Genomic DNA, 26,886 nt, shown 5'->3' with positions numbered 1-26,886 from the left:
GGATGGTGAGGAATGGACTGGATGGTGAATGACGATTTGTGTCACTTACTGACAGGGATGTGGTGATTTTGCTGGCCCCTTCGCGAGCAAGCCCGCTCCCACAGTGGATCTCGGTCGAACACAGAACTTGTGTCCACTGAAGATCAAATGTGGGAGCGGGCTTGCTCGCGAAGGGGCCATATGCCGCGCTGAAGACCTACCGCTCGTGCAACGCCTCAGCCCGCGCCCGAATGATCGGCTTGAGCAAATAACTCAGCACCGACTTCTTGCCGGTGATGATATCCACCGACGCCACCATCCCCGGAATGATCAGCAGCGGTTTTTCATCAGTGCCCAGGTGGCTGCGCTCGGTGCGGACCTTGATGATGTAGTAAGTGGTTTTCTTGTCTTCGTCGGTGATGGTGTCGGCACCGATCTGCTCCAGTTTGGCTTTCAGCCCGCCATAAATGGTGTAGTCGTACGCGGTGAATTTGACGATCGCTTCCTGCCCCGGATGCAGGAACGCAATGTCCTGCGGACGGATCTTGGCTTCGACCAGCAAGGTGTCATCCAGCGGCACGATTTCCACCATGTCGCTGCCCGGCTGGATCACGCCGCCGATGGTGTTGACCAGCAACTTGTTGACGATCCCGCGTACCGGCGAGGTGACCAGCGTCCGGCTGACCCGGTCTTCCAGGGCCTTGCCGGTGGCCTGGGCCTTGTTCAGGTCGGTGCGGGCTTCGTTGAGCTGGGTCAGCGCATCGCTGCGAAATTTGCCGCGAGTCTCGTCGATCTTGCGCTGGACTTCCTTGATGGCCGATTCGGCGCGCGGAATCGCCAGCGTGGTGGCGTCGAGCTGACCGCGGGTTTCGACTTCGGCACGCTTGAGTCGCAGCACTTCCACCGGCGACACCGCGCCCTGCGCCACCAGCGGCTCGGACATGTTGATTTCCTGGCGTTGCAGGCCCAGTTGCTGGCGATATTGCGCCTGCTTGGAGGTGAATTCGCGCAGCTCTTGCTGACGCTGAATCAGCTGTTCCTGCAAACCGCCAATCTCGTCGTGCAATTGCTGACGACGGCTGATGTACAACGATTCTTCGCTTTTCGCCTGACCCGGTACGGCTTTGAGCACGTCGTCCGGGAAATTCAGCGGACGGTCATCGACCTCGGCGCTCAGGCGTTCGACGCGCAGCAGCATCGACAGCCGATCGGCTTCGGTTTCGCCGACGTTGGAAGCAAATCGCGTGTCGTCGAGGCGAATCAGCGGCGCGCCGGCCTCGACGATCTGACCTTCCTTGACGAACATTTCCGAGACAATCCCGCCCTCCAGGTTCTGGATTTTCTGGATCTTCGACGATGGAATCGCCTTGCCGTCGCCCTTGGTCACTTCGTCGATCACGGCGAAGTTGGCCCACAGCAGCAGGAACAGGAAGAAGCCGATGATTGCCCAGATGGTCAGGCGCACGACGCGCGGGGCGTCCTCGATCAGCGCTTTGTTGACCTCCGGCAGCGGCTGGCCCTGCAGCGAGGCAGAACCCTTGAAGTAGCGACGGATCGACTCTTTGACACCCGACTTAAGCAACACTGATCTGCCCCTTCTTCAACGCTTCCATCACGGCGGCTTTCGGGCCATCGGCGAGAATCTGTCCACGGTCGACCACCAGCAGGCGGTCGACCAGCGACAGCAGCGAGGCCCGGTGCGTCACCAGCACCACGGTCTTGTTTTCAACCACGGCAGCCAGACGTTGCTTGAGGCGTTCTTCGCCGGTGTTGTCCATGGCGCTGGTCGGTTCGTCGAGCAGCAGGATCGGCGGGTTGAGCAGCAGCGCCCGGGCCAGTGCAACGTTCTGCCGCTGGCCGCCGGACAGGTTCTGCCCGCGCTCGCCGACTTGCAGCTCGTAGCCTTGCGGATGCAGGCGGGCGAATTCGTGCACGCCGGCCAGTTCGGCGGCTTGCAGCACCAACTCGTCTTCGACGTAACGCGCGCCGGAGACCAGGTTGTCACGCAGGGTGCCGGCCAGCAGCTGGATGTCCTGCGGCACGTAGCCGATGTTGTAGCGCAGCTCGCTGACGTCGATCTGGCGGATGTCCACGCCGTCCACCAGCAACGCACCGTCGTCCGGCTGATACAGGCCCACCAGCAGTTTCGCCAGCGAACTCTTGCCCGAACCGCTGCGGCCGATGATGCCGATCTTCTCGCCGGGACGAATCACCAGGTTGATGTTCTTCAGCGCCGGGTTCTGTTGCTCCGGATAGGTGAAGTTCAGCTGACGGCACTCGATCGCGCCCTGCAGCACCTTGCGGCTCAGCGGACGTTCTTCGAAATTGCGCTCCTGCGGCAGCTCCATCATCTGGTCGACGGAAGTCATGGTCACCCGCGCCTGCTGGTAGCGGGTCAACAGACCGGACAGCGACGCCAGCGGGCTGAGCGCGCGGCCGCTGAGCATGTAGCAGGCAATCAGACCGCCCATGCTCAGGTTGCCGGCAATGATCTGGTACACGCCGAAGACGATCATGATCACCCCGGCCAGTTGCTGGATCAGCAAGGTGATGTTCATCGCCAGACCGGAGAGCATTTTCACCCGCAGTTCGAGGCGGCTGAGGGTGCCGATGGTCTGTTCCCACTGGTACTGACGTTCGCTTTCGGCGTTGTTGACCTTGACCGCATCGAGGCCGGCGAGGGTTTCGATCAGGCTCGACTGACGCTCGGCGCCCAGCGCCATGGTGCGTTCCATGGTCGCGACCAGCGGCTTCTGCAACGCGTAGCCGATCAACAGGGCAATCGGGAACGCCAGCACCGGAATCCACACCAGATGACCGCCGAGAATGGCGATGACGATGAAGATCAGAATGGTGAACGGCAGGTCGATCAGACTGGTCAGGGTCAGCGAGGCGAGGAAGTCGCGCAGGCTCTGAAATTCATGGATGTTCTGGGCGAAGCTGCCGACCCGGGCCGGGCGGTACTTCATGGCCATGCCGACGATACGCTCGAACAGCGTCGCGGAGATGATCAGGTCGGTTTTCTTGCCGGCCAGATCCAGGCACAGGCTGCGCAGGCTCTTGAGAATCAGGTCGAAAATGTAGGCACCAGTGATGCCCAGCGCCAGCACCCAGAGGGTCGCTTCGGCCTGGTTCGGCACCACGCGGTCGTAGACGTTCATCACGAACAGCGGCGCGGCCATGGCGATGATGTTGATCAGGAAACTGGCGGCAATCGCATCCGCATACAACCAGCGCGAACGCTTGAGGGTGTCGCGAAACCACGAGCGCGCACGCGGGATCAGCGTGCCGTGGTTGACGTCGAATTTGTGCTGCGGCTGGGCGAAAAACACTTTGCCGGTGTAGTCGTCGGCCAGCAGTTCGCGGCTGACCACTGATTCGCCGCCATCACTTTCGCTGAGCAGCACCCGGGCTTCGTTTTCGCCTTGCCAGCCGAGCAGGACGGCGCTGCGGCCATCCTTGAGCAGCAACAACGCCGGCATGGCAATCGCCGGAATCTCTTCCAGCTTGCGCTGCAGCACCCGGCCCTGCAGCCCGGCGCGAGCCGCTGCGCGCGGCAGCAGCTCGACACTCAGGCGCTGCTTGGGCAACGGCAGGCCGGTGGTCAGCATCGCCGCGCTGGCGGGCTTCTGGTGCAGCATGCAAAGGGCGAGCAGACCATCCAGCAACGGATCGTCGTGCAACGCGCGTGGATCATGACTGAGATGAACTCGACTGACTTCTGATTCCACGCTCGACACTCTTTAACAGTTGAAAAGGGATAACTCAGTTCATCCCGGGCAGCTGAACCTTGGGCTTCACGTCGTTCTGCACAACGGATGCCAATGGTGCGACCACTCCCTGGCTTTTGAGCAATTCGCCCATGGTCGCCTTGATTCGGTATTGAGTAAATAACTGAATGTTTTTGATTTCAGCCAGACGCCGCGAAGCGGTGAACAACTCGTTTTCGCTGTCGAGCAAATCGAGCAGGGTCCGCTCACCGAGGCTGAACTGACGCTGGTAGGCGGTGCGCACGGCGGTGCTGTGATCAACGTACTGCTGAGCAATCGGCACCTGCGCATTGGCGTTGTTCAGGGCGTTCCAGGCCAGGCCCAGTTCTTCGTTCAACTGACGCAGGGCGTTGTTGCGGATGTCCAGCGCCTGGTTCGACAGGTACGACTTGGATTCCAGATCGGCCTTGTTGCTGCCACCGGAGTACAGGTTGAAGCGCATGCGCAGCATGGCCTGCCACTCGTTGTTGTGGCCGTTCTGACCGTCGAGATCGTTGTCGGCAGTGCGACCCAGTTCAGCATCGAAACGTGGGTAGAAGGTCGACTTGGCGGTTTCGTACTGCTTCTCGGCAGCGGCGATATCGGACTCGGCCGAACGCAGGATCGGGCTGTTTTCCAGCATTTGCTGGCGTGCTTCATTGAGGTTGACCGGCATCATCGCCATGAACGGCGCCGGACGCTCCAGCTGGTCAGGCATCTGGCCGACAGCGCTGAGGAAGTTGGTCTCGGAGTCGGCGAGGTTGGTCTGTTCGGTGATCAGGTTGTTGCGGGCCTGGGCCATCCGCGCTTCGGCTTGATCAAGGTCGGCGCCGCTGCCAACGCCGCGCTGGGTACGCAACTGGATCTGGTCGTAGATACGCTGGTGGCTCTTGAGGTTTTCCTCGGCCAGACGCACGAATTCGCGGCGGGTCAGCACGTCCAGGTACACCTGGGCGACGGTCAGCGCGGTGCGCTCGGAAGTGCCCAGCAGGGAGTAGGCGCGGGAGTTGACGGTGGCTTGTTGACGCCCGACTTCGCTGGACGTTGCAAAACCGTCAAAAACCATTTGCGAGAGACGTAAACTTGACTCGCCGCGGTTCAGGGTTTCCCAGTGATTGCCACCACCGTTGGCCCGTGTGGTCACGCTGTCGGTGCCCTCACGACCATAACCACCCAGCAGATCGACCTTGGGCAGGTATCCACCTTTGGCTGCCTTTAACTGATAATCCGCGGCCAAACGACTGTTGACCCCTGCCTGGATTTCCGGATGGACATCCAGCGCCTGTTGCATGGCTTCTGGTAAGGATTGTGCTTGGACGAAAGAGGCGGCGAGGGCGAACGGTAGAGCCTTGAACAAGTGCAAACGCATGGTAAAGATTTCCCAGGACTTCTTGTCTTGAATCACAGCAAAACGTGCTGCTGCGTCGGATGATTGGCAACCGGAATGACCGTATGTCGGAAAGTTCAAAATGGAACTGGATCACACGCTGAGGGACAGGTCGCCGCGGAAATATCAATGTGACATTAGTGGGGCGATTGTTTAGGATGGCACCCAGAAGGTCAATAGTTTGGCATAAAGTTAATAGCGAAAGAATCTAGCCAAATTTTTGACACAGAACAGCGTCAAACTTGATTAGCAAATTTTAAAAGTACGTCCAGACTGATTCGGCGCCGAAGCCATCAGGCTATGGAAGTCAACTGAACGTGACACCCCGGAGAGTCTTCAATGAGCAGTGTTGTTGCCATCGTCAAAAGCATTGTCGGTCAGGTATTCGTGGTCTCCCCCGAGGGTGTACGCCGCGTGCTCGTTGAAGGCGATCGCCTGTTCGTCGGCGACCAGATCGATACCGGCCTCTCCGGCGCCGTGTCGCTGGAACTGGCGGATGGCCGCACCCTGGACCTGGGCCGTGAAACCCAGTGGAGCGCCAACGCGCCCGACTCCAGCACTGACTTGGCCGAGGCCACCGCGCAGGCCGCGCCGTCTGTAGCCGAACTGCAGCAAGCCATCGCTGCCGGTGCCGACCCGACCACCGCCCTAGAAGCCACCGCTGCCGGCGCCACCGCCGCAGGCACTGGCGGCGCGGCAGGCGGCGGCCACAGCTTCGTGATGCTCGATGCCACCGCTGGCCGCGTCGACCCGACCATCGGCTTCCCGACTGCGGGCATCAACTCCGGCGCGCAAGCCGCGCAGAACATCACCGGTGGCCAGACCACCGACAGCACCACCAATGCCCTGCGTGAGTCGACCCTGAGCCTTAGCGCCACACCGACCATCACCGAAGCCGGCGGCGTGCTGGTGTACACCGCGACCCTGACCCAGGCGCCGCTGACCGACCTGACCATCACCCTGTCCAACGGCTCGGTGATCGTGATTCCGGCCGGCTCCACCACCGGCACTGTCAACGTGCCGCTGGCACCGAACGATACCGTTTATAACGACCCGTCCCAGATCAACGTGACCGTCACCGGTACCACCGGTGGCAATGGCATTACCGTCACCGTGCCGACTACTCCGGCCGTGACCCAGGTCACCGACACCATCGACACCACCACCGTTACTCTGACAGCGGGCAACAGCGTCACCGAAGGTGGCCAGATCACCTACGCCGCGACCCTGACCAATCCGGCGCAGACGCCGGTTACCGTGACGCTGTCCAACGGTTCGACCATCACCATCGAAGCCGGCAAGACCACGGGCACCGTCAACGTGCCGACACCGCCGAACGACGTCTATAACAATGGCAGCACCGTCACCACCACCATCACCGGTGCTACCGGCGGCAACTTCGAAAACCTGGTGCCGAATCCGACGCCGGCGGTGACCACCATCACCGACTCGATCGACACCACCAACCTGACCCTGACCGCCACCGGCAGCGTGGTTGAAGGCGGCCAGATCACCTACACCGCGACCCTGACCAACCCGGCGCAGACACCGGTTACCGTGACGCTGTCCAACGGTTCGACCATCACCATCGAAGCCGGCAAGACCACGGGCACCGTCAACGTGCCGACACCGCCGAACGACGTCTACAACAACGGCGGCACCATCAGCACCACCATTACCGGTGCTACCGGCGGCAACTTCGAAAACCTGGTGCCGAGCACGACGCCAGCGACCACAACCGTTACCGATTCCATCGACACCACCAATCTGTCGCTGAGTGCCACCGGTACCGTGGCTGAAGGCGGCTCGATCGTTTACACCGCCACCCTGACCAACCCGGCCGGCACCCCGGTGACCGTGACGTTGAGCAACGGCTCCGTCATCACCATCGAGGCCGGCAAAACCACCGGCACCGTGACCGTTCCGGCGCCTGCGGACGACGTCTACAAAGATGCCGGCAAAGTCGAAGTCAGCATCACTGGCACCACAGGTGGCAATTTCGAGAACCTGGTGCCGAGCACTGTTCCGGCTGTCACCGAAGTCACCGACACCATCGATACCTCGACCGTGAAACTTACGGCCGATACCTCGGTGGCTGAAGGCGGCACCGTCACCTACACCGCCACCGTCGGCGCTCCGGTCACCGGTTCGCCGGTTGTTGTGACCTTGGCGAACGGCCAGACCATCACCATCGAAGTGGGTAAAACCACCGGCACCGTGACCACCACGGCACCGAACGATGCGCTGACCGGCAATCCGCCGCTGACCAACGCCATCACCAACGTAACCGGTGGCAACTACGAAAATCTGGTTGCGGACAAAACCCCGGTTTCGACCACCGTCACCGACACCGTCGACACCACTAACCTGTCGCTGAGCGCCACCGGCTCGGTCGCCGAGGGTGGTTCGATCGTCTACACCGCGACCCTGACCAACGCGGCTGGATCGCCAGTCACCGTGACCCTGAGCAATGGCGCGGTGATCACTATCGAGGCTGGCAAAACCACCGGCACCGTGACTGTTCCAGCGCCAGCCGATGACGTCTACAAAGATGCCGGCAAAGTCGAAGTCACCATCAACGGTGCAACCGGCGGCAACTTCGAAAATCTGGTACCAAGCACTGTCCCTGCAGTCACCGAAGTGACCGATACCATCGACACCTCGACGGTCAAACTGTCCGCTGACACCTCGGTCGCCGAGGGCGGCACCGTCACTTACACCGCCACCGTCGGTGCGCCCGTGACCGGTTCGCCAGTTGTCGTGACCCTGGCCAACGGTCAGACCATCACCATCGAAGTGGGCAAGACCACCGGCACCGTCACTACCACCGCACCGAACGACGTGCTGAACGGCCAAGCACCGCTGAGCAACTCGATCACTGGCGTGACCGGTGGCAACTACGAAAACCTCGTAGCGGACAAAACCCCGGTCAGCACCACCGTGACCGACACCGTCGACACCACCAACCTGACGTTGAGCGCCACTGGCTCCGTCGCTGAAGGCGGTTCGATCGTTTACACCGCCACCCTGACCAACCCTGCCGGCACCCCGGTCACCGTGACGTTGAGCAATGGCTCCGTCATCACCATCGAGGCTGGCAAAACCACCGGCACTGTGACCGTTCCGGCGCCTGCGGACGACGTCTACAAAGATGCCGGCAAAGTCGAAGTCAGCATTACCGGTACAACCGGCGGTAACTTCGAGAATCTCGTTCCGAGCACTGTTCCGGCTGTCACCGAAGTCACTGACACCATCGATACTTCGACCGTCAAACTGACCGCTGATAACTCGGTGGCCGAAGGCGGCACCGTCACTTACACCGCTACGGTTGGTGCGCCTGTGACTGGTTCGCCGGTTGTTGTGACCCTGGCGAACGGTCAGACCATCACCATCGAAGTCGGCAAAACCACCGGCACTGTGACCACCACCGCGCCGAACGATGCGTTGAATGGTCACGAGCCGCTGACCAACGCGATCACGGATGTGAGCGGCGGCAATTACGAAAATCTGGTTGCGGACAAAACACCGGTTTCGACCAACGTCACCGACACCGTCGACACCACTAACCTGTCGCTGACTGCGACCGGCACCGTGGCTGAAGGCGGTTCGATCGTTTACACCGCGACCTTGACCAACCCGGCGGGTACGCCGGTGACCGTGACCTTGAGCAACGGCTCGGTGATCACCATTGAAGCCGGCAAAACTACTGGCACCGTAACGGTTCCAGCACCTGCCGATGACGTCTATAAAGACGCCGGCAAAGTCGAAGTCAGCATCACCGGTACCACCGGCGGTAACTTCGAAAACCTCGTTCCGAGCACTGTTCCGGCTGTCACCGAAGTAACTGACACCATCGATACTTCGACCGTCAAATTGACCGCCGATACCTCGGTGGCCGAAGGCGGCACCGTCACTTACACCGCTACGGTTGGTGCGCCTGTGACTGGTTCGCCGGTTGTTGTGACCCTGGCCAACGGCCAGACCATCACTATCGAAGTGGGCAAAACCACTGGCACCGTGACCACCACCGCGCCGAACGATGCCTTGAACGGTCATGAACCACTGACCAACGCGATCACTGACGTGAGCGGCGGCAACTACGAAAACCTCGTTGCCGACAAGACTCCGGTCAGCACCACCGTGACCGACACCGTCGACACCACCAACCTGTCGCTGACTGCGACCGGCACCGTGGCCGAAGGCGGTTCGATCGTCTACACCGCGACCCTGACCAATCCGGCTGGCACTCCGGTGACCGTGACCTTGAGCAACGGCTCGGTGATCACCATTGAAGCCGGCAAAACCACTGGCACCGTGACCGTTCCAGCTCCAGCCGATGACGTCTACAAAGATGCCGGCAAGGTTGAAGTGACCATCAAGGATGCGTCCGGCGGCAACTTCGAGAACCTCGTTCCGAGCACCGTTCCGGCGGTGACTGAAGTTACTGACACCATCGATACGTCAACCGTGAAGCTGAGCGCCGATACTTCGGTGGCTGAAGGCGGCACCGTGACCTACACCGCTACCGTCGGCGCGCCGGTCACCGGCTCGCCTGTGGTCGTGACTCTGGCGAACGGCCAGACCATCACCATCGAAGTCGGCAAAACCACCGGCACCGTGACCACCACCGCGCCGAACGATGCGTTGAATGGTCATGAGCCACTGAGCAACGCGATCACTGACGTGAGCGGCGGCAACTACGAAAACCTCGTCGCCGACAAGACCCCGGTTTCGACCACCGTCACCGACACCATCGACACCACTAACCTGACGTTGAGCGCAACAGGTTCCGTCGCTGAAGGCGGTTCGATCGTTTATACCGCAACCCTGACCAATCCGGCAGGCACTCCGGTAACCGTGACCCTGAGCAACGGCTCCGTCATCACCATCGAAGCCGGCAAAACCATCGGCACCGTGACCGTTCCAGCGCCAGCCGATGACGTCTACAAGGACGCCGGCAAGGTTGAAGTGACCATCAAGGATGCTGCGGGCGGCAACTTCGAGAACCTGGTGCCGAGCACCGTTCCAGCCGTCACCGAAGTCACCGATACAATCGACACCTCGACCGTGAAACTCACAGCCGATACCTCGGTCGCTGAAGGCGGCACTGTCACTTACACCGCTACAGTTGGCGCGCCGGTCACCGGCTCGCCTGTGGTCGTGACTCTGGCGAACGGCCAGACCATCACCATCGAAGTCGGCAAAACCACCGGCACTGTGACCACCACCGCACCGAACGATGCGTTGAATGGTCACGAGCCGCTGAGCAACTCGATCACCGACGTCAGCGGCGGCAACTACGAAAACCTCGTCGCCGACAAGACCCCGGTTTCGACCACCGTCACCGACACCATCGACACCACTAACCTGACGTTGAGCGCAACAGGTTCCGTCGCTGAAGGCGGTTTGATCGTCTACACCGCAACCCTGACCAATCCGGCGGGCACTCCGGTAACCGTGACCCTGAGCAACGGCTCCGTCATCACCATCGAAGCCGGCAAAACCATCGGCACCGTGACCGTTCCAGCCCCTGCCGATGACGTCTACAAAGACGCCGGCAAAGTCGAAGTCACAATCAAGGATGCTGCGGGCGGCAATTTCGAGAATCTGGTGCCAAGCACCGTTCCAGCCGTGACCGAAGTCACCGACACCATCGACACCACGTCGGTGAAACTGACCGCAACCGAGTCCGCTGCTGAAGGCGGCACGGTCACCTACACCGCTACCGTTGGTGCACCAGTGACCGGTTCGCCAGTCGTGGTGACCCTGGCCAATGGTCAGAACATCACCATCGAAGTCGGCAAAACCACCGGTACCATCACCACCACTGCGCCGAACGACGCGCTGACCGGTCACGAACCGCTGATCAACTCGATTACCGGCGTCACCGGTGGCAACTACGAAAATCTGGTCGCTGACAAAACCCCGGTCAGCACCACCGTCACTGACACCGTGGACACGACGAATCTGTCGCTCAGCGCCACCAATTCGGTCGCCGAGGGCGGTTCGATCACCTACACCGCGACCCTGACCAATGCGGCCGGCACCCCGGTGACCGTGACCCTGTCCAACGGTTCGGTGATCACCATCGAAGCGGGCAAGACCACTGGCACCGTAACCGTTCCAGCGCCTGCCGATGACGTCTACAAGGACGCGGGCAAAGTTGAAGTGACCATCAAGGATGCGTCCGGTGGCAACTTCGAAAACCTCGTCCCGAGCACTGTTCCGGCGGTGACTGAAGTCACTGACACCATCGATACGTCGACCGTCAAACTGACCGCGACCGAGTCGGCCGCTGAAGGTGGCACCGTCACCTACACCGCTACCGTTGGCGCTCCAGTGACCGGTTCGCCAGTCGTGGTGACCCTGGCCAATGGTCAGAACATCACCATCGAAGTGGGTAAAACCACTGGCACCGTGACCACTACCGCGCCGAACGATGCGTTGAACGGTCATGCACCGCTGACCAACTCGATCACCGGCGTGAGCGGTGGCAATTACGAGAATCTGGTCGCCGATAAAACCCCGGTTTCGACCACCGTCACCGACACCATCGACACCACCAACCTGTCGCTGACTGCGACCGGCACCGTGGCCGAGGGCGGTTCGATCATCTACACCGCGACCCTGACCAACCCGGCCGGTACTCCGGTGACCGTGACCCTGAGCAACGGCTCCGTCATCACCATCGAAGCCGGCAAAACCACCGGCACCGTGACTGTTCCAGCCCCAGCCGATGACGTCTACAAAGACGCCGGCAAAGTCGAAGTCACGATCAAGGATGCTGCGGGCGGCAACTTCGAGAACCTGGTGCCGAGCACCGTTCCAGCCGTTACCGAAGTCACCGACACCATCGACACCTCGACCGTGAAGCTGAGCGCCGATACTTCGGTGGCTGAAGGCGGCACTGTCACTTACACCGCTACTGTCGGCGCTCCAGTGACTGGCGCGCCTGTTGTTGTGACCCTGGCCAACGGTCAGACCATCACCATCGACATCGGCAAGACCACCGGCACCGTGACCACCACCGCACCGAACGATGCGCTGAACGGTCACGAGCCGCTGAATAACTCGATCACCAACGTCAGCGGCGGCAACTACGAAAACCTCGTAGCGGACAAAACGCCGGTCAGCACCACCGTCACCGACACCGTCGACACCACCAACCTGTCGCTGAGCGCGACCCCGGCGGTGAACGAAGGCGGCCAGATCACCTACACCGCCACCCTGACCAACGCCGCCGGCACCCCGGTGACCGTGACGTTGAGCAATGGCGCGGTGATCACCATCGACGCCGGCAAGACCACCGGCACCGTGACCGTCGATGCACCGAAGGATGACGTCTACAAGGACGCCGGTACCGTTGAAGCGACCATCAAGGGCGCGACCGGTGGCGACTTCGAAAACCTGGTGACCAACAACACGCCGGCGGTGACCACCGTCAACGACACCATCGACACCTCCACCGTGTCGCTGACTGCCACCGCCAACGTCGCCGAAGGCGAAACCGTGGTCTACACCGCGAGCGTGACCGCGCCAGTAACCGGCTCGCCTGTTGTGGTCACCCTGTCCAACGGCCAGACCATCACCATCGCCGTCGGTGAGACCACCGGCAGCGTGAACTTCGTCGCGCCGAACAGCCCATTGGCGGGCGGCAGCTCGTTGAGCGTCGCCATCGACAAGGTTGCCGGCGGCAACTATGAAAACCTGGTGGCCGACAAGACACCGGCTAACACCGCAGTTTCTGACACTGTCGACACCACCAACCTGAACCTGACCGCCAGCGACTCGGTGGCTGAAGGTGGTTCAATTGTTTACACCGCGACACTGACCAACCCGGCCGGGACTCCGGTGACCGTAACGTTGAGCAACGGCGCCGTCATCACCATCGAGGCCGGCAAAACCACGGGCACCGTGACCGTTCCGGCGCCAGCCGATGACGTTTACAAAGACGCTGGCAAAGTCGAAGCGACCATTTCCAGCGCTACCGGTGGCAACTTCGAGAATCTGGTGCCGAGCACTGTTCCTGCAGTCACCAACGTTACCGATACCATCGACACCACCACGGTCAAACTGACCGCGACCGAGTCTGCGGCTGAAGGTGGCACCGTCACTTACACCGCGACTGTCGGCGCGCCAGTGACTGGCTCGCCGGTCGTGGTGACCTTGGCCAATGGTCAGAACATCACCATCGAAGTGGGTAAAACCACTGGCACCGTGACTACCACTGCGCCGAACGATGCGTTGACCGGCCACGCGCCGCTGACCAACGCCATCACCGAAGTCAGCGGCGGCAACTACGAAAACCTCGTGGCTGACAAAACTCCGGTGTCGACCAATGTCACCGACACCGTCGACACCACTAACCTGTCGCTGTCAGCGACCGGCACCGTGGCCGAAGGTGGCTCGATCGTTTACACCGCAACCCTGACCAACGCCGCTGGTTCGCCAGTCACCGTGACCCTGTCCAACGGCGCGGTGATCACCATCGAGGCCGGTAAAACCTCTGGCACCGTGACCGTTCCGGCACCAGCCGATGACGTGTACAAAGACGCGGGCAAAGTCGAAGCGACCATTTCCACCGCTACCGGTGGCAACTTCGAAAATCTGGTGCCGAGCACCGTTCCTGCGGTCACCAACGTTACCGACACCATCGACACCACCACGGTCAAACTGACCGCGACCGAGTCCGCTGCTGAAGGTGGCACCGTCACTTACACCGCGACTGTCGGCGCGCCAGTGACTGGCTCGCCGGTCGTGGTGACCTTGGCCAATGGTCAGAACATCACCATCGAAGTGGGTAAAACCACTGGCACCGTGACTACCACTGCGCCGAACGATGCGTTGACCGGCCACGCGCCGCTGACCAACGCCATCACCGACGTGAGCGGCGGTAACTACGAAAACCTCGTGGCGGATAAAACGCCGGTGTCGACCAATGTTACCGACACCGTCGACACCACTAACCTGTCGCTGTCAGCGACCGGCACCGTGGCCGAAGGTGGCTCGATCGTTTACACCGCAACCCTGACCAACGCGGCTGGCTCGCCAGTCACCGTGACCTTGTCAAACGGCGCTGTGATCACTATCGAGGCTGGTAAAACTTCTGGCACCGTGACCGTTCCTGCTCCGGCGGATGACGTTTACAAAGACGCGGGCAAAGTCGAAGCGACCATTTCCAACGCTACCGGTGGCAACTTCGAGAATCTGGTGCCGAGCACTGTTCCTGCAGTCACCAACGTTACCGATACCATCGACACCACCACGGTCAAACTGACCGCGACCGAGTCTGCGGCTGAAGGTGGCACCGTCACTTACACCGCGACTGTCGGCGCGCCAGTGACTGGCTCGCCGGTCGTGGTGACCTTGGCCAATGGTCAGAACATCACCATCGAAGTGGGCAAAACCACTGGCACCGTGACCACCACCGCGCCGAACGACGCGCTGACCGGCCATGCCCCGCTGACCAACGCCATCACCGGTGTGACTGGCGGTAACTACGAAAACCTCGTGGCTGACAAAACCCCGGTCAGCACTAACGTCACCGACACCGTCGACACCACTAACCTGTCGCTGTCAGCGACCGGCACCGTGGCCGAAGGTGGCTCGATCGTTTACACCGCGACTCTGACCAACGCCGCTGGTTCGCCAGTCACCGTGACGTTGAGCAACGGCGCTGTGATCACCATCGAGGCCGGCAAAACCACCGGCACCGTGACCGTTCCTGCTCCGGCGGACGACGTTTACAAAGATGCCGGTAAAGTCGAAGCGACCATTTCCACCGCTACCGGTGGCAACTTCGAAAACCTGGTGCCGAGCACCGTGCCGGCAGTGACCGAAGTCACCGACACCATCGATACTTCTACCGTCAAACTGTCCGCTGATACCTCGGTCGCCGAGGGCGGCACCGTGACCTACACCGCAACCGTCGGCGCACCAGTGACCGGTTCGCCGGTTGTGGTGACCCTGGCCAACGGTCAGAACATCACCATCGAAGTGGGTAAAACCACCGGCACTGTGACCACCACCGCGCCGAACGACGCGTTGACCGGTCATGCGCCGCTGACCAACTCGATCACCGGTGTGACCGGTGGCAATTACGAAAACCTCGTGGCTGACAAAACCCCGGTCAGCACTAACGTCACCGACACCGTCGACACCACCAACCTGTCGCTGTCCGCGACCGGTACCGTGGCCGAAGGTGGTTCGATCGTTTACACCGCAACCCTGACCAACGCCGCTGGTTCGCCAGTGACCGTAACGCTGTCGAACGGTGCTGTTATCACCATCGAGGCCGGCAAAACCACCGGCACCGTGACTGTTCCGGCACCAGCCGATGACGTGTACAAAGACGCGGGCAAAGTCGAAGCGACCATTTCCACCGCTACCGGTGGCAACTTCGAGAATCTGGTACCGAGCACTGTGCCGGCTGTGACTCAGGTCACCGACACCATCGATACCACCACGGTCAAGCTGACCGCGACCGAGTCTGCGGCTGAGGGTGGCACCGTCACCTACACCGCCACCGTCGGTGCACCGGTAACTGGTTCGCCAGTGACCGTCACTCTGGCCAATGGTCAGAACATCACCATCGAAGTGGGCAAAACCACTGGCACCGTGACCACCACCGCGCCGAACGACGCGCTGACCGGCCATGCCCCGCTGACCAACGCCATCACCAACGTCAGCGGCGGTAACTACGAAAACCTCGTTGCCGACAAGACGCCTGTTTCGACAAACGTCACCGACACCATCGACACCACCAACCTGTCGCTGACCGCGACCGGTACCGTGGCCGAAGGTGGCTCGATCGTTTACACCGCAACGCTGACCAACGCGGCTGGTTCGCCAGTGACCGTAACGCTGTCGAACGGTGCTGTTATCAACATCGACGCCGGTAAAACCACCGGCACCGTCACCGTCCCTGCACCGGCCGATGACGTGTACAAAGACGCGGGCAAAGTCGAAGCGACCATTTCCACCGCTACCGGTGGCAACTTCGAAAATCTGGTGCCGAGCACCGTTCCAGCCGTGACCACCGTCACTGACACCATCGACACCACCACGGTCAAACTGACCGCGACCGAGTCTGCGGCTGAAGGTGGTACTGTCACTTACACCGCTACCGTGGGTGCGCCAGTCACCGGTTCGCCTGTGGTCGTGACGCTGGCCAACGGTCAGAACATCACCATCGAAGTGGGCAAAACCACCGGTACCGTGACCACCACTGCGCCGAACGATGCGCTGACCGGCCATGCGCCGCTGACCAACTCGATCACCGGTGTGACCGGTGGCAATTACGAGAATCTGGTCGCTGACAAGACGCCGGTTTCGACCACCGTCACCGATACCATCGACACCACCAATCTGTCGCTCAGCGCCACCAACTCGGTGGCCGAGGGCGGTTCGATCATCTACACCGCGACCCTGACCAACGCCGCTGGCTCGCCAGTGACCGTGACCCTGAGCAACGGCGCCGTGATCACCATCGATGCCGGCAAAACCACGGGCACCGTGACCGTGCCGGCTCCGGCGGATGACGTTTACAAAGACGCGGGTAAAGTCGAAGCGACCATTTCCACCGCTACCGGCGGCAACTTCGAGAACCTGGTGCCGAGCACTGTTCCTGCAGTCACCAACGTTACCGATACCATCGACACCACCACGGTCAAACTGACCGCCACTGAGTCTGCTGCTGAAGGTGGCACTGTCACCTACACCGCGACTGTCGGTGCGCCGGTCACCGGTTCGCCTGTGGTCGTGACCCTGGCCAACGGCCAGAACATCACTATCGAAGTCGGCAAAACTACTGGCACCGTAACCACCACCGCACCGAACGATGCGCTGACCGGCCATGCGCCGTTGACCAACGCGATCACCAACGTGAGCGGTGGAAACTACGAGAATCTCGTTGCCGACAAGACCTCGGTCAACACCACCGTCACCGACACCGTCGACACCACCAACCTGTCGCTTAGCGCTACCAACTCGGTCGCCGAGGGTGGTTCGATCATCTACACCGCGACCTTGACCAACGCGGCTGGCTCGCCAGTCACCGTGACCTTGTCGAACGGAGCTGTGATCACCATCGACGCCGGAAAAACCACCGGCACCGTGACCGTTCCGGCACCAGCCGATGACGTGTACAAAGACGCGGGCAAAGTCGAAGCGACCATTTCCACCGCTACCGGTGGCAACTTCGAAAATCTGGTACCGAGCACTGTGCCGGCTGTGACTCAGGTCACCGACACCATCGACACCACCACGGTGAAACTCACCGCGACCGAGTCTGCGGCTGAGGGTGGCACCGTCACCTACACCGCCACCGTCGGTGCGCCGGTAACTGGTTCGCCAGTGACCGTCACTCTGGCCAACGGCCAGAGCATCACCATCGACATCGGCAAAACCACCGGCACCGTAACCACCACCGCACCGAACGATGCGCTGACCGGCCACGCTCCGCTGACCAACTCGATCACTAACGTGACCGGCGGCAACTACGAAAACCTCGTCGCCGACAAAACCCCGGTCAGCACCACCGTGACCGACACCATCGACACCACCAACCTGTCGCTGTCCGCGACCGGCACTGTGGCCGAAGGTGGTTCGATCGTTTACACCGCAACGCTGACCAACGCCGCTGGTTCGCCAGTGACCGTAACGCTGTCGAACGGTGCTGTTATCACCATCGACGCGGGCAAAACCACTGGCACCGTGACCGTTCCTGCGCCGGCCGACGACGTCTACAAAGACGCCGGCACCGTGCAGGCGACCATCAAGTCGGCGACCGGTGGCAGCTTCGAGAACCTGGTCCCAAGCACCACGCCAGCCGTGACCAACGTTACCGACACCATCGACACCACCACGGTGAAACTCACCGCGACCGAGTCTGCTGCTGAAGGTGGCACCGTCACCTACACCGCCACTGTCGGTGCGCCAGTCACCGGCTCGCCTGTGGTCGTGACCCTCGCCAACGGCCAGAACATCACCATCGAAGTGGGTAAAACCACCGGCACCGTGACCACCACTGCGCCGAACGACGCGCTGACCGGTCATGCGCCGCTGACCAACGCGATCACCGGTGTGACCGGTGGCAATTACGAGAATCTGGTCGCTGACAAGACGCCGGTTTCGACCACCGTCACCGATACCATCGACACCACCAATCTGTCGCTCAGCGCCACCAACTCGGTGGCCGAGGGCGGTTCGATCATCTACACCGCGACCCTGACCAACGCCGCTGGCTCGCCAGTGACCGTGACCCTGTCCAACGGCGCCGTGATCACCATCGACGCGGGTAAAACTACCGGCACCGTGACCGTCCCTGCACCGGCCGATGACGTCTACAAAGACGCCGGCACCGTGCAGGCGACCATCAAGTCGGCGACCGGTGGCAACTTCGAAAACCTGGTGCCAAGCACCACGCCAGCCGTGACCAGTGTCACCGACACCATCGACACCACTACCGTGAAGTTGTCTGCCACCGGTACAGCGGCTGAAGGCGGCAACGTCGTCTACACCGCCACCGTGGGTGCACCAGTCACCGGTTCGCCAGTCGTCGTGACCCTGGCCAACGGTCAGACCATCACCATCGACATCGGCAAAACCACCGGCACTGTGACCACTGTCGCGCCAAATGACGCGTTGACCGGCCACGCGCCGCTGACCAACGCAATCACTAACGTGAGCGGCGGCAACTACGAAAATCTGGTGGCCGACAAGACCCCAGTCAGCACCACCGTGACCGACACCATCGACACCACCAACCTGTCGCTAACCGCGACCGGTACCGTGGCCGAAGGTGGCTCGATCGTTTACACCGCAACGCTGACCAACGCGGCTGGCTCGCCAGTGACCGTGACCCTGTCAAACGGCGCTGTAATCACCATCGACGCCGGTAAAACCACCGGCACCGTGACTGTTCCTGCCCCTGCTGACGACGTCTACAAAGACGCCGGCACCGTGCAGGCAACGATCAAGACCGCGACCGGTGGCAACTTCGAAAATCTGGTGACCAACACCACGCCAGCCGTGACCAATGTCACCGACACCATCGACACCACTGGCGTGAAACTCACCGCCACTGGCACCGTGGCCGAGGGTGGCACCGTCACCTACACCGCCACCGTCGGTGCGCCTGTCACCGGTTCGCCAGTGACCGTGACCCTGGCCAACGGCCAGAGCATCACCATCGACATCGGCAAAACCACCGGCACCGTGACCAGCATCGCCCCGAACGATGCGTTGACCGGCCACGCTCCGCTGACCAACTCGATCACTAACGTGACCGGCGGTAACTACGAAAACCTCGTCGCCGACAAAACCCCGGTCAGCACCACCGTGACCGACACCATCGACACCACCAACCTGTCGCTCAGCGCGACCGGCACTGTGGCCGAGGGTGGCCAGATTACCTACACCGCGACCCTGACCAATGCCGCCGGCTCGCCGGTCACCGTGACCCTGAGCAACGGTTCGGTGATTACCATCGATGCCGGCAAAACCACTGGCACCGTGACCGTTCCGGCTCCGGCTGACGACGTCTACAAAGACGCCGGCAGCGTGCAGGCAACCATCACCAACGCCAGCGGTGGCAATTTCGAAAATCTGGTGACCAACACCACGCCAGCCGTGACCAACGTCACCGACACCATCGACACCACCACTGTCAGCATCACCGGCAGCACCTCGGTGACCGAAGGCCAGACCGCCAGCTACACCGTCAGCCTGACCCACCCGGCGCAGACCGACGTGACCCTGAAAATCGTCTACAGCGGCACCGCTGCCGACGGTTCGGACTTCACCGGTGTGTACACCGTGAAGATCCCGGCGGGCGCCAGCAGCGCGCAGTTCAACGTCGCGACCATCGATGACAAGATCACCGAAGGCACCGAGAACTTCGTGGTCAAGATCGACTCGGCGACCGGCGGCAACTTCGAGAACCTGGCCGTCAGCAGCACCAACGGCAGCGTCAGCACCTCGATCATCGACAACGATGCGCCACCGGTCATCGACCTCGACGCCAACAACTCCAGCGGCGCCACCGGTGCCGACTACAAGGTGACCTTCACCGAAAACACTCCGGGCGCCGGCGTGTCGATTGCCGACACTGACCTGACGATCACCGACCCGGACAGCACCATGCTGACCGGCGCGACCATCGTGCTGACCAACCGTCAGGACGGCGATGCGCTGAACCTCGGCAACAGCGTCAACGGCATCACCATCAATGCCAACAGCACCAACGGCACCGTGACCCTGACCCTGTCGGGCAACGCGACGCTGGCCGACTACATGCAGGCGATCAAGAACATCACCTTCACCAACAGCAGTGAAGACCCGAGCACCGTGCCGCGGATCATCACCGTGACCGTGACCGATGGCGGCAACTACTCCAACACCGCGACCACCACGGTCAACGTGGTGGCGGTCAACGATGCGCCGGTTGCGGCTCCGGTCAACGTCACCGGCACCGAAGACACGCCGCTGATCCTCGGCTGGTCGACCTTCGGTGTGACTGACGTCGACAGCCCGGCCAGCAGCCTTGGCATCAAAATCACCCAGCTGCCGGGCGAAGGCAAACTGCAGTATCTGGACGGCTCGACCTGGAAAGACGTCGCCAACAACCAGACCTTCAGCAAGGCTGACATCGACGCTGGCAAGCTGCGCTTCATGCCGGATGCCAACGAGTCGGGCGTCAACGGTTACGGCGGCACCGGCCTGGGCAACAACCAGGCTGACTATGCACAGATCAAGTTCCAACCTACCGACGGCCAACTGCTGGGCAACACCGGCACCGTGAAGATCGACATCACGCCGGTGGCGGATGCACCGACCGTGAGCGTGGCCGACAACAGCGTGAAGTCCACCGGACTGGTCAAGGAAGTCTGGACCGGCCTGCCGGGTCTCGGCACCGACGGCAGCGGCGCGAACTCGACCACCCTGAAAAACGTGATCGACGGCGCCGGCACCCCGAACTCCAGCACCAACGTGACCAACGTGCAGTCGGACGGCAGTGTGGCCGCCGGCACCGCGTCGAAAACTTCGGGCCTGATCTATCTGGAAGCCGGCAAGACCTACAGCTTCAGCGGTGTGGCTGACGACAGCCTGCTGATCACCATTGGCGGCAAGAGCGTGGCGTCGGGTACCTGGGGCGCGGGTGGTGCGATCAGCGGTTCGTTCACCCCGACCACCAGCGGCTACTACACCCTGGACATCTACCATCACAACCAGAGCGGCCCGGGCAGCTATGACGTGAACCTGTCGGTCAACGGCAGCACGCCGATCGACCTGAGCAGCGCCGGCGTGCCGATCTACACCGGCGTGCAGGATCTGGTGAATTCCGGTGTGACCGTCTCCGACCTGCACGGCACCAACGGCGAAGGCTATTACGACGGCTACAAACTCAACACCGGCGCCGAAGGCACCACGGTGAAACTGTCGGCGATCAACACCGCGCTGACCGACACCGACGGCTCGGAAACCCTGAGCGTGAAGATCAGCGGTGCGCCGGTCGGCTCGGTCCTCTCCGACGGTCACGGCCACAGCTTCACCGTCACCGCGAGCAATGGCGAAGCCAACGTCACCGGCTGGAGCCTCGGCAGCCTGACCGTGACCCCGCCGACCTACTACAACGGCCAGTTCAACCTGACCGTGACGTCGACCTCCACCGAGATGGTCGGCGGCTCGGCCAGCAGCACCGCGACCATTCCGGTCACCGTGGTGCCGGCGGTGTACAACGCCGTAGTCGGTACCTCTGGCGATGACACCTTCAACGGCACCGATGGCAACGACATCATGGTCGCCGACATCGGCGGTCTGACCGTGGTGCCGGGCACCAACTACAACATCGCGTTCATGGTCGACAGCTCGGGCAGCATGAGCACCTCGTCGATCAACGCGGCCAAGGACTCGCTGACCTCGGTGTTCAACACCCTCAAGCAGAGCCTGAGCGGCAGCAACTCGGGCACGGTGAACATCTTCCTGGTGGACTTCGATACCCAGGTCAACAAGTCGGTGTCGGTGAACCTCAACGACCCGAACGCGCTGACCAAGCTCAAGGCCGTACTCGACTCGATGACCTCCGGCGGCGGCACCAACTACGAAGACGTGTTCAAGACCACGGCCAACTTCTTCCAGAGCACCGAAGCGCTGGCCAACACCGGGGCGAAGAACCTCACGTACTTCATCACCGACGGCCAGCCGACCTACTACCAGAGCGGCGAGCAGACCAACCCGACGCTGTACGGCAGCGTGAAGTTCGACAGTGTGGTGACGACCAGCAACTACAAGCTGGGCGATACCTTCAGCACTTACATCGACAGCACGCATTACCTGAGCATCAGTGCCAACGGCAGTGCGCAGTTGCAGGTCTACACCAGCCGTTACGGCTGGACCGCAACCAACCTGGGCACTGTTCACGCTCAGGGTGATGGCACCTATGAGCTGTCGAGCCTGGCGGGCAGCGGCAGCAGCACCAGCTCGGCCACCACCGATAACGCCAACAGCAGCTTCGCCTTGCTCAGTGGCCTGTCGAACGTCGAAGCCATCGGTATTAACAGCGGTGTCAGCCTAAACGACCTGAAACCGTACGACACTGATCACAACCCGCAGACCAACATCGATCCGAAGGACCTGGCCAACTCGATCATCGGCCACACCGAAGCGACGATGCCGGGCAACGACACCGTCAGCGGTGGCGATGGCAACGACATCCTGTTCGGCGACCTGGTGAGCTTCAACGGCATTGCCGGCGAGGGTTATCAGGCAATGCAGGCGTTCGTGGCGCAGCAGACCGGTGTGGATGTCAGCAAAGTCACCACCAGCAACGTGCACCAGTACATCACCGAGCACTATCAGGCGTTCGATGTGTCGGGTGCGCATGACGGCAACGACACGCTGCTGGGCGGCGCGGGCAATGACATCCTGTTCGGCTCGGGCGGCAACGACCTGCTCGACGGCGGCAAGGGCAATGACATCCTGCTCGGCGGCACCGGCAATGACACGCTCATCGGCGGCCAGGGCAACGACATCCTGATCGGTGGTTCCGGTGCCGACACCTTCGTCTGGAAAGCGGGCGACACCGGCAACGACGTGATCAAGGATTTCAATGCCAACGAAGGCGACCGCATCGATCTGCGTGACCTGTTGCAGGGCGAGACCGGCAGCACCATCGACAACTTCCTGAAGATCACCACGGTCGACGGCGTGTCGTCGCTGCAAGTCAGCTCCGGCGGCAAGTTCAACTCCGGCGATGCCGCTGCGGCCACTCCGGACGTGACGATCAAACTGGAAGGCAACAACTGGTCAACCGCCAACATTCATAACCTGATCGCCGGCAGCGATCCGACCATCAAGGTCGACCACAACAACAGCTGATGCGTGAACAAAACGGCCGCCCCTTGGGGCGGCCGTCACGTTTGCGCCTATCGCACCGGTGACGATTTCGTCGCCGCACCGCATACTCGCGCGCAGTTGGCCTATGCTGCTGACAGCATGACGCTGGTTCTTTCTGAGGGATGTTCAATGTTTTACGTGCAACGCGATGCGCAGGGTCAGCTGATCCGCGTGGAAGCTGCGGCCTACGCCGAAGCCTCGGAAACGCTGCCCGCCGACAGCCATGAAATCCAGGCCTGGTTCGCCAACGAGGTCGTGGAAACCAGCCTGAAACAGCTCAAACAGAGCGATCTGGAGATGATTCGGGTACTCGACGACCTGATTCAGGTGCTGACCCAGAAGGGCGTGATCCGCGTTACCGATCTGCCGCCGGCGGCGCAGGCCAAGCTGATGGATCGGACCCAGGCGCGGGAAGCGCTGGGCGGGTTGAGCCACTTGATCGACGACGAAGAGACCGGGCTGATCTGATCCGCGATCTTCAGTGACCGGACTGACCCCTTCGCGAGCAAGTCCGCTCCCACATTTGAAATGCATTCCAATGTGGGAGTGGGCTTGCTCGCGAAGGCTGATTTACCGACAACGAATGACGAACAGGTTACTTCCAGGGCTTGGGTTCACCGAACAACTGCCCCTGCACTCCGTACAAGCCCATCTCGCGAATCACTGACAACTCCCCTTCGGTCTCCACCCGCTCGGCAATCAGCGGCAGATCGATGCTGTGCGCCGCACGCTGGATCGCCTCGATGAACAGGCGCTTGTCGCTCTCCTGATCGATCGCGCGAATGTAGCTGCCATCGATCTTCAGGTAAGCCAACCCCAGTCGCGCCAGGTTGCCGATCATGCTGAAGCGTCCACCAAAGCGCTGCAGGCTCAGGGAAAAACCGAGTTCACGCAGACGTCGGGTCAACTGCTCCAGCACCGCTTGCTCCGGCAATTGTTCCTCGCCGATCTCCAGCGTCAGGCGCTCGCCGAGGTCGGAGTGCGCACGCAGAATCTCGAACACTTTGTTCAGGGCCTGCGAATCGGCCAGGGTTGCCGAAGACAGGTTCAGCGCCAGCGAATCCTCGTGCCCTTTCATCTGCTCCAGCACCCGCTCGAGCATCAGGCGGTCGAGTCGCGCGGTCCAGCCAAAACGCTCGAGCCACGGCAGGAAACGTCCGGCCGGAATGGTCTCGCCCTGCTCATCCAGCAGTCGCGACAGCACTTTGTAATGCAACACCAGTTGCGTGTCCTGGGCGGCCACCACCGGTTGGAAGTACAGCTCGAAACGCTGCTGGTTCAGCGCCTGATCAAGCAACCGATGCCAGGCGTGGTGATCGTCACCGACATCGGCCACCAGGCTCTGATCGATACAGGCCCAGTTCCGCTCGCCCTGCCCCTCAGCCTGCGCCAGCGCCTGATCACCCAGTGTCAGCACAGCTTGCGGTGAATCGCCGTGAGCAAACGGTGCGAGGCCGATCGAGGCCACGGCCGGTACATCCGTGGCGCCGGTGGCGTGCAGGCTGCTCAACGCACTGTCGAGGTTCTGCGCCAGTTGCAGCGCTTCTTCACGCACCAGCCCCGGCGCCAGCACGGCGAACTCGCCGCCGCGAATGCGCGTCACAAGGTTCTGGGTTTCCGGGTAGCGGGCGCACTCGCGGGACAATTGCTCGCCGACCGCTTTCAACAATTCATCGGTGCGCTGACCGCCCAGGCGCTGGTTGAGCCCGGCCAGGTCCTTGACCCGCAACAGCAGCAAATAACCGGAGCTGGCCTGTTCGGCATTGCTCACCCGGTTGTTCAACTGCATTTCGAAATAACGTCGGTTGGCCAGGCCGGTCAAGTTGTCCTGATAGGACTCGACACGCAGTTTTTCACTGCGCTCGGCCTGCTCCTGGAACAGCGCCTTGAGCTTCTCGACCATCTGGTTCATCGCCTGCACCACGCGGCGCAGTTCCGGAGTGCGCGGCAGCTCCGGCAGGCTGAGGAATTCGCGGCGGGCGATGGCGTGGGACTGTTTGACCATGTAGTCGAGCGGGCGCAATTGCCGGCGCAGCAGCAGCGCGCCCAGCGCCGCACTGACCGCGCCGCACAGCAGCAGCCAGCCGAGGCTGCCCAACGCGCTCTGCCACAGCTTGGCCACGGCGAACATCGGATGGCTGACCACTTCAACCCGCGCCGCCTGTTCCCACCCACGGCTGACCAACGCATCGCCGCCGGCCGGCTCCAGACCAATCAGTTTGACGAACCAGTCCGGCACATTGCTGACCGCCGGAATCCCGCTGCGCTCGACGATGGTCTTGTCGGTCTTGAGATCGACCACGCGGATGCTCGCGTAATAGCCGCTGTCGAAAATCGAGCTGACCAGCAGTTCGACCATCGCCGGATCGTCGATATTCGGCGTCAGCGACAACGCCAGCGCCGTGGCGGCGTCCTGGGCGTGAGAGCGCAGCTGGTTGACGTACTGGGTGCGCGAGCTCTCCAGACTGACCATGAAGCTGCCGGTGAAGGCGACCACCAGGAACAGACAGATAGCGATCAACAGCTGTTTGAACAAAGACATCTGAGCGCGTGCTCCTAGTTAGTCGTTTCGACCGGGAAACCTTCGGCCTGCATTTTTCTCAACACATCCTGCCAGCGCGACAGGCGTTTGGTGTCACCGACCCTTTTGTTGCCCTTGGCCCCCGGCAGGTACAGACCTTCGGCATTGAAAGAGTAGACCGGCAGCAAATCGGTTCGCTGCGACGCCGGCTGGATCTGATCGATCAGGCTGTCGAGCACCAGTGGCATGGCATCGGGAGTCGCGTAGTAAGTCAGCACCATGTGCGCGCGGTTCTGGCGCAGTGCCTTGACGTAGGTGATGCGCAGCTTGTCACTGGAGACCCCGAGATGGCGCAGGCTGAAATACTTGGCGATCGCATAGTCTTCGCAATCGCCGGCGCCTTTCCACAACGCCTCGATGGGCGTCTCCCAATAATCGACCTGCCCCCACAGATCGATGTCCTCTACATAGCGCATCTGCTTGTTGAAAAACAGGTTCACCACCTTGAGCTTTTCCATCTCGCTGACCTGTTTCTGCGTCGCCAGCAGATTCTGCCAGGCATCGATCCGCTGCTGCCCGGCACCCAGCGGGCCGTACAGCGCTGTGGCCTTGCGGCTGATCGCGGAAAAATCCCAATCGGCATGCAGGCCGCCCAGCATGACGCCGGCCAGCAACAGTGCACAGCCTAGCCAGCGCAAAGTCCGGGGGATCGCGAAACGTACCGCCACAGCAGGTTTCCAGGAGGCAGGAAGGAAAGCGTTTGATGGTGAAGCTTAGCCCGGCAAAAAACAATGGCACCATGAGATCATCGCCATCGCGCTAAACTTCACACAGGGCAGCAATCCTTTACATGG

General features: G+C 61.7%; 7 protein-coding genes. 2 read left to right on the top strand and 5 right to left on the bottom strand.

What is annotated here, in order from left to right:
- Positions 1–196: 196 nt before the first annotated feature.
- Genes V9L13_RS21505 through V9L13_RS21495 form a run of 3 tightly spaced genes read right to left on the bottom strand, consistent with a single transcriptional unit; the run spans position 197 to position 5,097 of the window.
- Positions 197–1,564, bottom strand: coding sequence for an HlyD family type I secretion periplasmic adaptor subunit (locus V9L13_RS21505; protein WP_003220455.1), 1,368 nt, complete (start codon positions 1,562–1,564; stop codon positions 197–199).
- Positions 1,554–3,710 (bottom strand): type I secretion system permease/ATPase, encoded by a 2,157-nt coding sequence (locus V9L13_RS21500; protein ID WP_003220454.1) that lies wholly within the window; start codon positions 3,708–3,710, stop codon positions 1,554–1,556. The genes V9L13_RS21505 and V9L13_RS21500 overlap by 11 nt, the downstream gene beginning before the upstream one ends.
- Positions 3,711–3,744: 34 nt before the next feature.
- A complete protein-coding gene (locus tag V9L13_RS21495) occupies positions 3,745–5,097 on the bottom strand; it encodes a TolC family outer membrane protein (RefSeq protein WP_003220452.1) in 1,353 nt (450 codons plus the stop codon).
- A 357-nt stretch (positions 5,098–5,454) separates the two neighbouring features.
- Here V9L13_RS21495 and V9L13_RS21490 point away from each other — a divergent pair, with 357 nt between their 5' ends.
- A complete protein-coding gene (locus tag V9L13_RS21490; RefSeq protein WP_338800478.1) occupies positions 5,455–23,493 on the top strand; it encodes a LapA family giant adhesin in 18,039 nt (6,012 codons plus the stop codon).
- 147 nt (positions 23,494–23,640) lie between these two features.
- Complete coding sequence (locus tag V9L13_RS21485; RefSeq protein ID WP_003220449.1) at positions 23,641–23,979, top strand: hypothetical protein; 339 nt, start codon at positions 23,641–23,643, stop codon at positions 23,977–23,979.
- A gap of 127 nt (positions 23,980–24,106) precedes the next feature.
- On the opposite strand, the gene lapD is transcribed toward V9L13_RS21485, so the two are convergent.
- Both lapD and lapG read right to left on the bottom strand, forming a co-directional pair.
- A complete protein-coding gene (lapD, locus tag V9L13_RS21480) occupies positions 24,107–26,053 on the bottom strand; it encodes a cyclic di-GMP receptor LapD (protein WP_103486144.1) in 1,947 nt (648 codons plus the stop codon).
- 14 nt (positions 26,054–26,067) lie between these two features.
- On the bottom strand, positions 26,068–26,760 hold the full coding sequence (lapG, locus tag V9L13_RS21475; RefSeq protein ID WP_003220445.1) for a cysteine protease LapG: 693 nt from the start codon (positions 26,758–26,760) through the stop codon (positions 26,068–26,070).
- Between the last annotated feature and the right edge of the window lie 126 nt (positions 26,761–26,886).

This window comes from Pseudomonas sp. RSB 5.4, from assembly GCF_037126175.1.
Taxonomy (GTDB): Bacteria; Pseudomonadota; Gammaproteobacteria; order Pseudomonadales; family Pseudomonadaceae; genus Aquipseudomonas; species Aquipseudomonas fluorescens_H.
The sequence above is the reverse complement of the archived record's forward strand: the minus strand, read 5'-3'. Positions and strand labels throughout refer to the sequence as shown.

Coding starts and splice junctions, on each gene's coding strand:
- lapD (WP_103486144.1), bottom strand. CDS start 26,053: ATGTCTTTGTTCAAACAGCTGTTGATCGCTATCTGTCTGTTCCTGGTG.
- V9L13_RS21485 (WP_003220449.1), top strand. CDS start 23,641: ATGTTTTACGTGCAACGCGATGCGCAGGGTCAGCTGATCCGCGTGGAA.
- V9L13_RS21490 (WP_338800478.1), top strand. CDS start 5,455: ATGAGCAGTGTTGTTGCCATCGTCAAAAGCATTGTCGGTCAGGTATTC.
- V9L13_RS21495 (WP_003220452.1), bottom strand. CDS start 5,097: ATGCGTTTGCACTTGTTCAAGGCTCTACCGTTCGCCCTCGCCGCCTCT.